The following is a 14,459-nucleotide window of genomic DNA, read 5'->3' on the forward strand; positions in this document are numbered from 1 at the left end:
TTAACTCTTGCCACCCTCTTTTTTCTGTTATAAAATTTTTAATTCGTTAAATATTTTACTCGATAAAAATTCGTATAATTTTGATGCTAAAAAACCAATAATCATTCCGTTTATAAAACCGCATAAAATATCGATTGGAAAATGCACGCCTAAATACAATCGACTATATGCAAAAACTAAGGGAAATAATGCTAAATATTTAATAGCTGGCACGTGTTTTTTTAACAACATGATTAAAAAAACAGCTATAACTGTAGAAGTTGTAGCATGTCCAGAGGTAAAACTATAATTCCTAGGATTTATTAATCTTCTTAAAGAATCTTGTATTGCAGGATTATTATTTGGTCGTAATCTTTCAAAAGTACGTCTAATTAAGTTTGTAAATTGATCTGAAAAAGTAATTAAAAGAGCAATAAACAACAAGGTAAATACGGCTTTTTTCCATCCTAGATATTTAAAAATCAGAATAATTAAAAAAATAAATAAAGGAATCCAATTAAATTGATTCGTTATTGTTAACCAAAGCCAATCCCATTTTTCGCTTCCTAAATTATTTAAATAAATGAGAAGTTGTTGGTCTTTTTGTATAATTTCTTGCATTAAATCTTCCATAAAATTGCCCGCTTACTTTTTTCTTACTGATTCTTATTAATTCTTGTTGATTCTTGTTGATTCTTGTTGATTTATTTTCCTACTTTCAATACTTCAATTTCGAAAATTAAATCTGATTTTGGTGCAATTGGTCCTAATCCACTTTCGCCATATCCTAAATAATAAGGAATAAAAAACCTAGATTTTTCGCCTTCTTGCATGGTTTGTACACCTTCTTTCCAACCTGCTATCAACGGAAAATTTGGATCATTAATCGTAAATGTAAAAGGAGTTTTTTTATCTAGACTTGAATCTATTTTTGTTCCATCAGTTAAAAATAACGAATAATGAACCGTGGTTGCTATTGCTGGATTTACTTTTTTACCTGTTCCTTTTTTTAGTTGTAAAATTTGCAAACCAGAATTTGTTTTAACAGCCTTCTCAATTCCTTTTTCTTGCTGAAATTTACGTTTTAGGGCTTCAATTTTTTCTATGCGTTCGGCTTGATTTTTTGTTACATTGGCCAATTCAGTTTCAAAAACAGTTGCTGCTTTAAATTTTTTAGCATCTTTTCCAATTCTGATAATTGCTACTTCATTTATAAAATCACGTTGTTTGATGGCATCAACAACATTTTGACCGACCAATACTTTACCAAAAACCGAATGTTTTCCATCTAACCAAGGCGTTGCTTTATGCGTGATGAAAAACTGACTTGAATTGGTTGCTTTTCCAGAATTTGCCATTGATAAAATCCCTGGACTATCGTGCTTATAAAGTAATTTACCTTGTTCATCAACTGGAAATTCATCTGCAAATTTATATCCTGCATTTCCTCTACCAGTACCTGTTAAGTCGCCACCTTGTATCATGAAATCTTTAATTACACGATGAAATACGGTGTTATTATAATACGGTTTTCCTTTTAATGAATCGGCTATTTTAGGGTGATTTCCCTCTGCTAACGACACAAAATTTGCCACGGTCATTGGCACTTCTTTTGCGTGTAATTTCACTAAAACATCGCCTCTATTGGTTTGGATATCGGCATATAATCCATTTTCTAAATCGGGATATTTAACCGATTTACACGCTGAAAACAATACAATAACGGCTATTAAAATTTTATAAAACTTCATTATTTTGATATTTATTATTTATTCTTTTAGATACGCTTATAAACAATCAATTAGGTTAGCAACGAGTGCTAACCTAATTGTATTTCAGTTAATTACCTCCATAGATTCTTTAAGATAATTAACGGAATAAATTGAAGTAATGAATTAAAGTAATTTTCGAAAAACTACTTTACCTCAAGCAATTCTACTTCAAAGATTAATGCCGAAAAAGGCTTGATATCTTGACCTCTTTGTTGTGCTCCGTAGGCTAAATCTTGCGGAATGAAAAATTTATATTTTGCTCCTGGTTTCATTAATTGTAATCCTTCTGTCCAACCTTTGATAACTTGACCTACGCCAAATTCACTAGGAGTTCCTCTTTTCACAGAACTATCAAAAACAGTTCCATCAGTTAACGTTCCATGATAATGCACTTTTACACGTGATTCTTTAGTTGGTGCTTCTCCTTTTCCTTCTTTTAAAATAAGATATTGTAATCCTGAAGAAGTTGTTTTCACTCCTTTTTTCGTTTTATTTTCGGCTAAGAATTTTTCTCCTTCTTTTTTATAATCTCCAAAATCGGCTGCTGCTTTCTCAGCTTGTGCTTCTTGTTGTTCTTTCATTTTTTCAGCTTGTTTTTTCTGAAAAAACACTCTTAAAACAGTATTGACATCTTTCGTTTCTACTAAAAAGTTTGTCGAATCCATTCCATTTTTAAATCCCTGAACAAATAAATCTTGATCGACATCGTCTAAATTCATTTTAATTTTAGTTGCCATATCTAACCCTAAACTATAACTTACAGAATCCATTTCTGTAGCTAATGAACTTTTAGTTTTAAATTGACTATTTCCACACGATACTACAGAGAACGTTAAAACAGCTCCTGCTAAAATTTTAGTTAATTTCATTTTTATTGTATTAGTTGTTTATTTTGATTTATTATTTAATTTCTAGTAATGCAACGGTACTTTTTATGGGTTGATTTACGGTTATTTTATTTCCATCGCCCACAACGCCAAAAGCGCGGTATGACGGAATTACAAAAGTAACAATTTCTCCCTTTTTCATCAACTTTATTCCGTCTTGTAATGCGGGAATAAAATCTTCTTTATCTATTTTATAGCTTCGTTCTTCTTTTTGATAAATAATATTTCCGTTAATATCTGAAATATCAAAAGAAAAAACCACGGTATTTTCAGGCGTTGGTTTTGGGTTCTTTACAGGATTATTTATAGAATCTTTCACAAGATAAGTATACCAAAAACCGCTTTTAGAAACCTCATATTTAGTGAGTGTATCTTTGGAAATCCATTTTTCTAGGCGTTTTTTCTCTAAGGCGTTTAACTTTTTATTTTTAGCGATAACTTCTTTATAAAAATTAGTTGTTCCTTGTTTTTTGGGTCTTCTCGCTTGGTTTTCTGAACAAGAAAACAAGGTTGAAATCATCAAAAAAACAAACACTTTAAAAAATTTAGTAACAATACGATTATCCTTCATAAGACGTTTCTAATACTTTTTGATATTCAGGTAATAACGCTGTAAAAGTAGCAATAGTATCTTCTAAGGAAACATCACTTTTTCCTCCAGCGGCGTTATCGTGTCCGCCACCATCAAAATGATTTCTCGCAAATTGATTTACCGAAAAATTCCCTTTACTACGAAGCGACATTTTAACAATTCCTTGTTCTTTATCTTCAATAAAAATAGCCGCAAATACGATTCCTTTTAGCGAAAGTGCATAATTTACAACGCCTTCGGTATCCCCTTTTTCGTAGTTAAATTTTTTCTTTTCTTCTTCGGATAACGTAATAAAAGCGGTTTTATATTCGGGTAATAATTTCATATTACTCAAGGCTTGTCCTAATAACAATAAGCGATTATACGAATTTGAATCGTGTACATTACTGTGGATTTTATCATTTTGCGCACCTTTATCAATTAAATCGGCAATAATTCGATGCGTTTTACTCGTGGTTGAACGAAAACGAAAAGAACCTGTATCGGTCATAATTCCTGTGTATAAACAGGTCGCAATATTTTCATCAATCAAAGCAACATCGCCCATCATTTCAATAAAATTATACACCATTTGACAGGTTGATGACATCGAAACATCGGAATACATATACTTAAAATCATCAGGTTGTTGATGATGGTCAATTAAAGCAAACTCATTTTTATATTTTTCTAAGGTATTTTGCATATCGCCACCGACTCTATGTAAGGCGTTAAAATCCAACAGAAAAACAATATTTGATTTCTCTAAAGCACGAACACTTTGTTTATTTTGGCGGTCAAAACGATACACCGTTTCAGAACCTGGTATCCAATGTAAAAAATCGGGATATTCATTTGGCATTACAACTTGCGCAGTATGTCCTTTTTTATCTAAATAATGTTTCAATCCTAAGGTTGAACCAACGGCATCTCCATCAGGATTTCGGTGTCCTATAATCACAATATTTTTGGGTTGTGATAAAAATTCTTGAAGCTGTGTAAAGTGTTTTAAAATCATAGATGACAAATATACAAATTAATGATTTATTAATCTTTTTATGCTTTTATTTTTGTTCTTTTACTAAAAATTACATTCATGATTTTTAGTAAATTTTCTATTTATATTTCGTTGTTTTTAATTAGTTTGATATCTCTTTCTATTGATAATTGTTATGGTCAAGAAAAGTTTACGTTAGCTTTTGGTTCGTGTGATAATCAGAGAAAAGTAAACCCTTTTTGGGAAGATATTATTTCTTTAAAACCCAACGTTTGGATTTGGGGCGGCGATAATATTTATGCTGACACCAATAATATGACTAAAATGGCGCGATTTTATCAGCAACAAAAAAGAGATACTTCGTATCAAAAACTGATAAAAAACACGCCTATTTTAGCTACTTGGGACGATCATGATTACGGCATAAATGATGGAGGAATTGAACACGTAAAAAAAGAAGAAAGTCAGCAATTATTTTTAGATTTTCTAAACGTTCCTAAAAACTCTCCTAGAAGAAAGCAAGCAGGAATTTATCATTCCGAAACCTTTAAAATTAAAGATAAAAGCATCAAAATAATTGTTTTAGATACGCGATATTTTAGAACCGCTTTAACAAAAGGTACTGGTAAAAATAGGTATCAACCTACAAAAAAATTAACAGGAAGTATTTTAGGCGTTGCACAATGGAAATGGCTAGCAAAAGAATTGACAAATTCTACAGCAAATTTTACTGTTATTGTGAGCAGTATTCAAGTACTTTCGAAAGAGCATGGTTTTGAAAAATGGGGAAATTTCCCAAATGAAGTACATAAATTTTTTAAATTGATTGAAACTTCAAAAGCAAAAAATGTCATTATTCTTTCTGGAGATAGACACATTTCTGAATTTTCAAAAACAAATCTAAATACTATTTCGTATCCTATTATCGATTTTACGTCAAGCGGATTAACGCATGCTTACAGTTCTTTTTCTTCGGAAAAAAATAAGTATCGAATTGGTAAAGTTATAAGTGATTTGAGTTATGGCGTGTTATTTTTTGATATAAAATCAAACGAAGTTACCTTTCAGATTCGTGGTAAAAACAAGGTTATTTTACAGGAAATCAAGCAAATATATCCTTAATTTTGTAATAACATTAAAAAGTGTATTTTTGCGCCGATTTGTGCGAAGTTTGCACTTACATTTATTAATTAGAAACTCAATTACAATGGCAACAAATAGAACTTTTACAATGATTAAACCAGATGGTGTTGAAAACGGACACACTGGCGCAATTTTAGACAAAATTAATGCTGCAGGTTTTAGAATCGTAGCGTTGAAAAAAACTCAAATGACAACTCGTGATGCAGAAGCTTTTTATGCGGTACATAACGAACGTCCTTTCTTCGGAGAGTTAGTTGAATTTATGACTCGTGGTCCTATTGTGGCTGCTATTTTAGAAAAAGATAACGCTGTTGAAGATTTTAGAACTTTAATCGGTGCTACAAATCCTGCGGATGCTGCTGAAGGAACAATCCGTAAAATGTTTGCTACTTCTATCGGTGAAAACGCTGTTCACGGTTCTGATTCTGATGAAAACGCTGCTATCGAAGGTGCTTTTCACTTTTCAGGAAGAGAGATGTTCTAAAAATATTTTAAGAACAATAATTCTTTTTAAATATATAAAAACTCGTTACAATTGTTGTAACGAGTTTTTTATTAAAATATGAATCCGTCAAACTGAATTTAGTTCAGTTTCGCATCCTGATTTTCCGTAGTTTTCCTATTGATGCGATGCTGAACTAAATTCAGCATGACGAAAATCTGATTTTTACACAACATCTTTTACTAAGTCGTATTTTATTTCAGCATAATTAGAAATTACTTTTTGCGCTAACGAATAATCCTGTTCTTTTGAATGTTCACTTTTATAAGCAACACAATAAATTCCGCCATCGTAAGCGGCTTTAATTCCGTTGGTAGAATCTTCAATTACTAAACATTCTTTTTTATCAAAACCAGCAATATCGGCTGCTTTTAAAAATATTTCAGGATGTGGTTTTGATGCTTTTAAATCGGCTCCGCTAATTTTTCCTTTAAAATATTTATTTAAATCGAATTTATTAAAAACATTATCAATAGTAACCATCGATGCCGACGATGCCAAAACTAAAGTAACACCATTTTCATAATAATTTTTAATCAACTCTAACACTCCTGTTAATAATGCTAAGTCATTATCATCAGAAAAAAAGAGTTCTTTAAAAAAAGCTCTTTTAGAATCTACCAATTCGGTTGCCTGAAGTGTTAAATCAAATTTCGCCACTAAATCTTTACAAATCTCTAAGGTTGATTGCCCTGTGTACGAATTGTAAAGTTCCTGTGAAACCTGAATCCCGACTTTTTCAAACATTAAAAAATATGCTTTTTTGTGTAACGGTTCGGTATCTACAATTACGCCGTCCATATCGAATAAAACTGCTTTTAAAGCCATAATAATGATTTTCTATTTTCCTACAAAAATAATCAATTGCCCTTTACTGATTGCAATTATTAAGCATCACTTTATATGAATTATTTTGTGAAATTTATTTTATACGGATACTCATTTTCATCGGCTGTATTATATCAAATTTTGCATCTTTATATTTCGGAGGTCCCATAAATCCTTTTGCATTGTTCGAAATTCCTGTAGGTTCCTTAGGGATTCCTAAAAAATTGGTATCCATTTTTTCATTTTCATTTTCATCATGAAAAACCGATACAGCATACGTTCCTGTGGGAATATTTGTTATTTCTGCGGATGCTTTTTTAGCTATTACTTTTACAATTACTCCTTTAAAAGGTGTTTTCAAAAAGCTTTTTTCGGCATTATAAAGTGCGATATATAAATTTCCTTTTGATGATTTCATTCCTTCAAAACCCAAAGTAAGCGTGTGTTTTTCTTGTGATGTTATTATTGCTATATTACTAAAAAAGAAAGCGAATATTAAAATTATTTTAGAGATATAGTGGAACATACTTCTTCTTGTTTTAAATTATTTTGATTGATTTTGATTGATTTTGATTGATTTTGATTGCTATTTGAACGTAAAAAACAACTCATTATTATATATCCTTTTTTTGATTATTTTTTGCTTCTTGTTTTTTAGCGATATATTACGTATCTTTTTCGTGTATTATTGCAATAATAATACTACTATTTTTTTAATTTTAACATTATGATTCGTTTCTATTTATATAAAATTAACAATCTATTTTAAGAATTTAAAAATTTAGTATTATCAAAAAATAAGCACGCTGTAATTTATATTTTGATTAAATATTTTGGGAATTCTTTTGATAAAATAGCCTAAAACATTTGATAAAAATGTACTTTTACGGGGTATAAAAAATCATTATGTCACACGATTTAAGCGATTATAGAAAATCATACGAGAAAAAGGAGTTACTTAAAAAGAACTGTCCTGAAAATCCGATGGAATTATTTAGAAACTGGTTTCTTACAGCAGACGCCTCTGAAGTAGTAGAGGAAACAAACGCTATGAATGTTTCCGCAATAGGACTTGACGGTTTTCCTAAAAACAGAATTGTATTGTTAAAAAAATACACTTGGGAAGGGTTTATTTTTTACACAAACTATCATTCAGAAAAAGGAAAAGCTATTCTAAATAACAATAAAGTATGTCTTTCTTTTTTTTGGCCTGGATTAGAACAACAAATAATCATCAAAGGAAAAGCTGAAAAATTAGCCGAAAATTTATCTGATGGTTATTTTGAATCAAGACCCGATGGCAGCAAATTAGGTGCTTGGGCATCTAACCAAAGTGAAGTTGTTGCTTCTCGTGAAGTGCTCGATGAACAACTTCAAAAAACAACCAATCAATTTAAAGACAAAGAAATTACACGTCCGCCACACTGGGGAGGTTTTATGGTAAAACCTACTTCTATTGAATTTTGGCAAGGTCGCCCCAACAGAATGCACGACCGAATACGATATACTTTAGAAAAAGATTTTTCGTGGAAATTAGCACGTTTAGCCCCATAATTTTATATTTACATACATTTTAATAATTTAAATGAAAACACTTTATATTGTTCGTCACGCAAAATCTTCTTGGCTATACCAAGGTATTAAAGATATTGATAGACCTTTAAAAGAGCGTGGTATTAAAGATTCACATCTTTTTTCTAAGTTTCTATCCCAAGAAATAGTAAAGCCAGATGTATTTGTTTCCAGCAGTGCAAATAGAGCGTTACACACAGCTATTATTTTTTGTGAAAATTTTAAATATCCGCTTTCTAACCTGCAAATAAAACGTCAATTATATAATTTTAGTGATGGTTATTTAGTCAAAACCGTAAATGCTTTAGATGATAATTTTAGCAGTGCTATTATATTTAGTCACGACCACGGTATTAATAGTTTTGTAAATAATTTTGGCGATAAACCAATAGCTCACGTGCCTACTTGCGGAATTATAGGCATCGAATTTAAAGACAAACACTGGAAAAACTTAAAAAAGGGACGCACTATTTTAGTCGATTTCCCAAAAAATCATAGATAAAATTATAGTATTTTGAAAATAAAAAAATATGGCGCTATTGATATCGGCTCTAATGCTGTAAGACTTTTAGTAGCAAATGTTATTGAAGAAAAAAATAAAGAACCATTATTTAAAAAATCATCCTTAGTTCGAGTTCCTATCAGATTAGGAACCGATGCCTTTGTTAATGGAATTATATCCAAAGAAAACACCAGTCGAATGATTGATGCCATGAAGGCATTTAAATTAATCATGAAAGTTCACGGTGTTGAAAAATACAAAGCTTGTGCTACTTCTGCCATGAGAGAAGCCAGAAATGGCGCCGAAGTTGTTAGTACTATTTTAAAAGAAACCAATGTTGCTATTGATGTTATTGATGGTAAAAAAGAAGCTGCAATTATATTTTCTACTGATTTACATCATTTAATTGATTCTGATTTTACATATCTTTATGTAGATGTTGGCGGTGGTAGTACCGAATTTACCTTGTTTTCTAAAGGACGAATTGTAAAATCAAAATCGTTTAAAATAGGTACCGTTCGACTAATTAACAATAAAAAAACTGAAAATAATGCCATTTTTAAACAAGTACAAGAATGGGTAGAAGAAAATACTAAAAACTATAAACGTATATCCTTAATCGGTTCTGGAGGAAATATCAATAAAATTTTTAAAATGTCGGGCAGAGAAGTTGGAAAACCAATTTCCTATATTTATTTAAATGCTCAATATCAGTTTTTAAAAAAAATGAGCTATAAACAACGTATTTCGGAACTAAGCTTAAACCCCGATAGAGCCGATGTTATTGTTCCTGCTACTAAAATTTATTTATCAGCAATGAAATGGAGCGGTGCCCGAAAAATATTTGTTCCTAAAATAGGACTTTCTGACGGAATCATTAAAAGCCTATATTTCAATAATTTATAACTCTCAATATTCTTTTAACATTTCATTAACATCTATAGAAAAATACTTATATTTGTTTAGGTGTGACTTTCATAAAAAAAGTGTGTCATATAATTAAACTAAGTAATCATAAACAAATTTTTATCTATTATGAAAAAATTACTATTAACGGGAGCCTTATTAGCTTTCTATTTTACTGCATCGGCACAGGATTTGCCTACCAATGCAGAACCCGGAAAATGTTATGTCCGTTGTAAAACTCCTGCTTTATGGAAAAATCAAGATGTAACTATTGAAATTGCTCCTGCTTACAAAAGAATTGTAACGCACCCTACTCAATATAAAACCGTAACTGAAAGTGTTTTAGTTGATGAAGGAAGTCAAAAATTAGTAGTTGTACCTGCTAAATATGAACCTCAAACCTATTCAATCGTTACTAAAGAAGCTAGCCAACGTATTGAAAGATCGTTATCAAAACCTTCTACCGCTTCTGAAACGGTAATTACAAAAGAAGCTGCTCAGCGTTTAGTTGTAATTCCTGCAAAATATGAAATGCGTGACGTTACTGTAGTAACCAAAGAAGCGACACAACGTTTAGAGATTATCCCTGCAAAATATGAAATAAAAGATGTTGTTGTAGTTGTTAAAGAAGCATCGCAACGTTTAGTAAAAGTACCTGCTACTTCAAGTGTAGTTACTGAAACTATTGTTGTAAAAGAAGCAGCTGAACGTTTAGAAGTTGTTCCTGCAAAATATGAAATGCGTGATGTTGTTGTTACTGTAAAAGAAGCATCACAACGTATTGAAGTTGTTCCTGCAAAATACGAAATGCGTGACGTTACTGTAATGGTAAAAGAAGCATCGCAACGTTTAGTTGTCGTTCCTGCAGTATATGGAACTGAAACTATTTCTTATAAGAAAAGAGATTACGGAAATAAATTAAGTGTAATTCCTGCATCTTTTAATAACGATAGTGAAACTATTGAAGTAAAAGCAAAATCGGCAAGATGGCAAATGAGCGAAAAAGCGCCTGATTGTGAATCTTCTGATCCTAACGACTGTCGTTACTGGTGTTATAAAGAAATTCCTGCACAATTTCAAACGGTTAATAAAACTGTTTTAGAAAAAGATGCTAGTATTGTTTCTACTCCTGAATGTAATGAAAGTACTTCACCTAATGGATGTGGTAATGGAACCTATACAAAAAGAGTTGTTAAAACTCCTCCAAGTACAAGAGTTGTAGCAATTCCTGAAATTACAAAAGTAGTTAAGAAAAGAGTAATGGTAACTCCTCCTACAACAAGAACTATTGATATTCCTGCTGTAACGAAAGTTATCAAACAACGTGTAATGACTACACCTCCTAGTACTAGAAAAATTGCAATTCCTGAGGTAACTCAAACTATCAAAAGAACAGTAATTACTCCAGAATCAACTAGAGTAGTAGCAATTCCTGAAGTAACGAAAATTGTTAAGAAAACAGTAATGGTAACGCCTCCATCAACTAGAACAATTGATATTCCTCAAGTAACGAAAGTTATCAAGAAAACAGTAATGGCAACACCTCCATCAACAAAAGTTATCGCTATTCCTGAAGTAACGACAACTATTACAAGAGTTATTCCTGCAGTTACAACAACAAAAGTTATCGCTATTCCTGAAGTAACGACAACTTTAACAAAAACTGTAATGGCAACACCTCCAACATCTAGAGCGATTAAAGGAGAGCCTGTTTACAGAACTTTAAAGAAAACTGTTTTAGAAAAAGATGCTTGGAAAGAAGAAGTTCCTGTAGCAGCTAAATACAAAACAATTACTAAAGAAGTATTAGTATCTAAAGGTGGATTAACATCTTGGAAAGAAGTAGAATGTAAATTAACAGTAAACACTCCATTACCAATTAACTGGAATTTAGGAAGTTCAACATTAACTTCAGGTGCTAAACGTTTAATTGATACTAGATTATTACCAATTTTAAAAACTGGTGTAGCTGCAGCCGTTGAATCTCATACAGATTCTAGAGGTAGTAACGTAAACAACCAATCTTTATCAGAAAGAAGAGCTCGTTCAGTAGTAAACTACTTAATTTCGAAAGGAGTTAATGCTAGTCAATTAACAGCTAACGGTTATGGTGAAACTAAATTAACAAACAGATGTGCTGATGGCGTTTCTTGTACAGAACGTGAGCATGCTGCAAACCGTAGAACTACTTTTAGAGTAATTAATCAAAAATAATTATTGATTAAACATACTTTTAATTAGTATTTTTAAAATAAGAAAACCGAGCTTTTGCTCGGTTTTCTGCTTTTATAGAATGATATAAAGTAATCTAAAATAATATTAAAATACGGCAAGAGATTAAAAAAACTATTGTTTAAAAAAAGTAAAAATAGATCAAACCACCTCAAAGAAATTTTATATCAGCTTAGAGCCTGTTTAAATTTCATCTGAAAAAAACATCACAGAAAAATAAGAAATAGAATCCGTCAAACTGAATTTATTTCAGGTTCGTATCCTGATTTTATGTGTTTTTTTTAGCTTTTTTTGATGATTCTTGTCAATTCGAGTGATTTTAATGACTAAAAGGAATTAAAATTGTATCGAGAATTTGAATTCTTTTATGTTGATGAATTTTGATTGATTTTGACGCTAAAAAGTTCTCGATACAATTTTTTGAAGGAAAAAAATAACTCGAACTGACAGTTTATTTAATTTTTAAACAAGCTCTTAGCATCTTAATTTGTATTTTCACTATTGATGAAGTTTAATTTTTTAGCTTCTTAATTCTATATCAATTCGAGTGATTTTAAACTTTGGATAATCAGATAATTATTTTTCGATACAATCCTCAAGATAAATTAAAGACAAATTTTAAACTTATATACTCGTTGGTAAACATTTCTAAACGTTGTAAGTAATTCTCAAAAAAAAGAAATTTAAAAATACTTTAATTTACTTTAAATCTGAAAATAAAATTGACCGAATTATTACGTGAAATTTAAATTTATAACGTTCGTAGAATTGAGCAAAACAGAAAATAAGAATTGAAAAACTTGTCAAAATTACTCAAATGTTGAATTAAAAAATAGAAAATTAAATCAGAATTATAAACTAAAACAAACTACTTAAAAAAACATCTATAAAAAATGTTTAGTTTAGTCTTAAAACAAAAGTCAGTACCATTTTATTACATCTAATTTTCCTGCAAAAAATCCTCATAAACAAAACAGTACTTTTCATATACAAACAAAATATCCTCTATAAAATAAGAAAATCTTAGATTTATAGAGGATATTTTTAATTTAAAAAAAACACTTATTTAAGTAATACAACTTCTAGTTTCAATTCTTTTTCGAACCAACTTTTAAGTTCTTTTTCTTTTCTTTTAACTATTGAATCTGCTAATTTTTTATTCCAAACTATTGATAATTCAGGAATTGTATCTATTTTTATAAAATCCGTAGAAGATAATTTTTTAGAAAAACTAATTCCTTTAATATCATTAAATCTGATTTTAGCTTCTTTCGCTATTTTACTAAACGGAATACTATTTTCATCTCTTTTTAAAGCATTTTGCTCTATATTATTATTTAGACTAGAAATTGTAAGTTTTAAATCTTCAATTTCTTTCTGTAATCCTTTTATGATATTATCTTTTAAATCTAAATCAACAATTGCTCTATCGTAGGCATCCACGACTCTATCGACACTTCTAGCTTTATTTTCGTTGATAAATAACTCATAAACATCTAATTTAGGATATGTTTTTAGTTCATTTCTTAAAAAAGTTTCGGTAGCATCGGTTACATCACCATTAAAAAACAGGCTAATTTTTTTATTTTTTTTATCGATATTTTCTCTTTGTAACCATAAATCTTTATTCGCTAGAATTTCTTCTTTTAAAAATTTATCATAATTTGCAGTAACGACGCTTTCTTTATAAACATTTACAAAGGTGAACATGGCAGGAACCATCACTAAGAAACCGACAAAAGAAGCTATCTGTGCGATTCTTTTTCTTTTTTCAGAATTTACATATCGAATCATGGTAAATCCTAATAATTTCAGCACTAAAAAAGTAGCTAAAGCGATAAAAATAGTATTGATTGTAAATAAATACATCGCTCCAAAAAAGTAGTCAAAATTACCGATTGCCAAGCCATAACCAGCGGTACATAAAGGTGGCATTAAGGCAGTTGCAATAGCAACTCCAAATATTACAGATGCTATAGTTCCTTTTTTTGTTCGGGCGATAATTAAGGCTAAACCACCAAAAAAAGCAATTAAAACATCTCGAATATCGGGTTTTACTCTTCCTAATAATTCGGAAGTTTCTTCTTTTAAAGGAAATAAAAAAAAGAATAAAAATGCGGTTAATAAACTCAAAACAATCATAGTTGCTAAGTTTATCATTGATTTTTTCAACGTATCAATATCATTAATTGCTAATGACATTCCGATTCCTAAAATAGGTCCCATTAAAGGAGATATTAACATGGCTCCAATAACCACGGCTGTTGAATTGGCATTTAATCCAATTGATGCTACAAATATTGAGCAAATTAAAATCCAAGCGGTAGCTCCTTTAAACGGAATATCGACTTTTATGGCTTCTATAGTTGCTTCTTGATCGGTATCTTCTCGGAAATCTAATAATTCTACTAGAAATTTTTTGATGCTTTCCCATAATCCTTTAGCATCTTCCTGAATAGCTTGTTTAGATTGTGCAACATCTTGCTCTTTTTTTATCTTTTCTTCCATCTAAATTAATTATTAATAATGGGCGAAAGATACGAAATTCCTTATTACTCAATTTGTTGA

General features: G+C 30.4%; 14 protein-coding genes. 6 read left to right on the plus strand and 8 right to left on the minus strand.

The features are described 5' to 3' along the window. Window positions 1-27: 27 nt before the first annotated feature. From L0U77_RS00085 to L0U77_RS00105, 5 genes are all read right to left on the minus strand, one after another. Window positions 28-612, minus strand: a complete 585-nt coding sequence (locus L0U77_RS00085) for a phosphatase PAP2 family protein (RefSeq protein ID WP_233897096.1) — start codon at window positions 610-612, stop codon at window positions 28-30. Between the two features lie 71 nt (window positions 613-683). Then, on the minus strand, window positions 684-1,730 hold the full coding sequence (locus tag L0U77_RS00090) for a peptidylprolyl isomerase (RefSeq protein ID WP_193700284.1): 1,047 nt from the start codon (window positions 1,728-1,730) through the stop codon (window positions 684-686). A 164-nt stretch (window positions 1,731-1,894) separates the two neighbouring features. Next, complete coding sequence (locus L0U77_RS00095; protein WP_101916473.1) at window positions 1,895-2,620, minus strand: BamJ family beta-barrel-assembly machinery protein; 726 nt, start codon at window positions 2,618-2,620, stop codon at window positions 1,895-1,897. Between the two features lie 31 nt (window positions 2,621-2,651). Continuing rightward, window positions 2,652-3,161, minus strand: a complete 510-nt coding sequence (gldI, locus tag L0U77_RS00100; protein WP_262909526.1) for a gliding motility-associated peptidyl-prolyl isomerase GldI — start codon at window positions 3,159-3,161, stop codon at window positions 2,652-2,654. Between the two features lie 37 nt (window positions 3,162-3,198). Beyond that, window positions 3,199-4,227 (minus strand): DHH family phosphoesterase, encoded by a 1,029-nt coding sequence (locus L0U77_RS00105; RefSeq protein WP_233897093.1) that lies wholly within the window; start codon window positions 4,225-4,227, stop codon window positions 3,199-3,201. A 78-nt stretch (window positions 4,228-4,305) separates the two neighbouring features. On the opposite strand from L0U77_RS00105, the gene L0U77_RS00110 reads away from it, so the two are divergent. Both L0U77_RS00110 and L0U77_RS00115 read left to right on the plus strand, forming a co-directional pair. Next, window positions 4,306-5,328, plus strand: coding sequence for an alkaline phosphatase D family protein (locus tag L0U77_RS00110; RefSeq protein ID WP_233897092.1), 1,023 nt, complete (start codon window positions 4,306-4,308; stop codon window positions 5,326-5,328). Between the two features lie 85 nt (window positions 5,329-5,413). After that, a complete protein-coding gene (locus L0U77_RS00115; protein WP_233884077.1) occupies window positions 5,414-5,833 on the plus strand; it encodes a nucleoside-diphosphate kinase in 420 nt (139 codons plus the stop codon). A gap of 183 nt (window positions 5,834-6,016) precedes the next feature. On the opposite strand, the gene L0U77_RS00120 is transcribed toward L0U77_RS00115, so the two are convergent. Together L0U77_RS00120 and L0U77_RS00125 are read right to left on the minus strand one after the other, a co-directional pair. Beyond that, window positions 6,017-6,679, minus strand: coding sequence for an HAD family hydrolase (locus L0U77_RS00120; protein WP_233884076.1), 663 nt, complete (start codon window positions 6,677-6,679; stop codon window positions 6,017-6,019). Window positions 6,680-6,773: 94 nt separating this feature from the next. After that, on the minus strand, window positions 6,774-7,205 hold the full coding sequence (locus L0U77_RS00125; protein WP_233897089.1) for a DUF2141 domain-containing protein: 432 nt from the start codon (window positions 7,203-7,205) through the stop codon (window positions 6,774-6,776). Between the two features lie 380 nt (window positions 7,206-7,585). Between L0U77_RS00125 and pdxH the strand changes: the two genes are divergently transcribed. From pdxH to L0U77_RS00145, 4 genes are all read left to right on the plus strand, one after another. Next, window positions 7,586-8,233 carry a pyridoxamine 5'-phosphate oxidase gene (gene pdxH, locus L0U77_RS00130; RefSeq protein ID WP_233884073.1) on the plus strand — a complete coding sequence of 216 codons (648 nt, stop codon included), beginning with the start codon at window positions 7,586-7,588 and terminating at the stop codon, window positions 8,231-8,233. A 31-nt stretch (window positions 8,234-8,264) separates the two neighbouring features. Then, window positions 8,265-8,753: a SixA phosphatase family protein gene (locus tag L0U77_RS00135; RefSeq protein WP_101916465.1), complete on the plus strand. Its 489-nt coding sequence runs from the start codon at window positions 8,265-8,267 to the stop codon at window positions 8,751-8,753. Between the two features lie 9 nt (window positions 8,754-8,762). Next, window positions 8,763-9,659 (plus strand): Ppx/GppA phosphatase family protein, encoded by an 897-nt coding sequence (locus L0U77_RS00140; RefSeq protein ID WP_233900675.1) that lies wholly within the window; start codon window positions 8,763-8,765, stop codon window positions 9,657-9,659. Window positions 9,660-9,788: 129 nt separating this feature from the next. Continuing rightward, window positions 9,789-11,873, plus strand: a complete 2,085-nt coding sequence (locus tag L0U77_RS00145; RefSeq protein ID WP_233900555.1) for an OmpA family protein — start codon at window positions 9,789-9,791, stop codon at window positions 11,871-11,873. Window positions 11,874-12,953: 1,080 nt separating this feature from the next. Here the strand turns inward: L0U77_RS00145 and L0U77_RS00150 are convergent. Then, window positions 12,954-14,399, minus strand: coding sequence for a DUF389 domain-containing protein (locus L0U77_RS00150; RefSeq protein ID WP_233861140.1), 1,446 nt, complete (start codon window positions 14,397-14,399; stop codon window positions 12,954-12,956). Between the last annotated feature and the right edge of the window lie 60 nt (window positions 14,400-14,459).

Source organism: Tenacibaculum piscium (assembly GCF_021390715.1).
Lineage (GTDB): Bacteria > Bacteroidota > Bacteroidia > Flavobacteriales > Flavobacteriaceae > Polaribacter > Polaribacter piscius.

Coding starts and splice junctions, on each gene's coding strand:
- L0U77_RS00085 (WP_233897096.1), bottom strand. CDS start 612: ATGGAAGATTTAATGCAAGAAATTATACAAAAAGACCAACAACTTCTC.
- L0U77_RS00090 (WP_193700284.1), bottom strand. CDS start 1,730: ATGAAGTTTTATAAAATTTTAATAGCCGTTATTGTATTGTTTTCAGCG.
- L0U77_RS00095 (WP_101916473.1), bottom strand. CDS start 2,620: ATGAAATTAACTAAAATTTTAGCAGGAGCTGTTTTAACGTTCTCTGTA.
- L0U77_RS00105 (WP_233897093.1), bottom strand. CDS start 4,227: ATGATTTTAAAACACTTTACACAGCTTCAAGAATTTTTATCACAACCC.
- L0U77_RS00110 (WP_233897092.1), top strand. CDS start 4,306: ATGATTTTTAGTAAATTTTCTATTTATATTTCGTTGTTTTTAATTAGT.
- L0U77_RS00115 (WP_233884077.1), top strand. CDS start 5,414: ATGGCAACAAATAGAACTTTTACAATGATTAAACCAGATGGTGTTGAA.
- L0U77_RS00120 (WP_233884076.1), bottom strand. CDS start 6,679: ATGGCTTTAAAAGCAGTTTTATTCGATATGGACGGCGTAATTGTAGAT.
- L0U77_RS00125 (WP_233897089.1), bottom strand. CDS start 7,205: ATGTTCCACTATATCTCTAAAATAATTTTAATATTCGCTTTCTTTTTT.
- pdxH (WP_233884073.1), top strand. CDS start 7,586: ATGTCACACGATTTAAGCGATTATAGAAAATCATACGAGAAAAAGGAG.
- L0U77_RS00135 (WP_101916465.1), top strand. CDS start 8,265: ATGAAAACACTTTATATTGTTCGTCACGCAAAATCTTCTTGGCTATAC.
- L0U77_RS00145 (WP_233900555.1), top strand. CDS start 9,789: ATGAAAAAATTACTATTAACGGGAGCCTTATTAGCTTTCTATTTTACT.
- L0U77_RS00150 (WP_233861140.1), bottom strand. CDS start 14,399: ATGGAAGAAAAGATAAAAAAAGAGCAAGATGTTGCACAATCTAAACAA.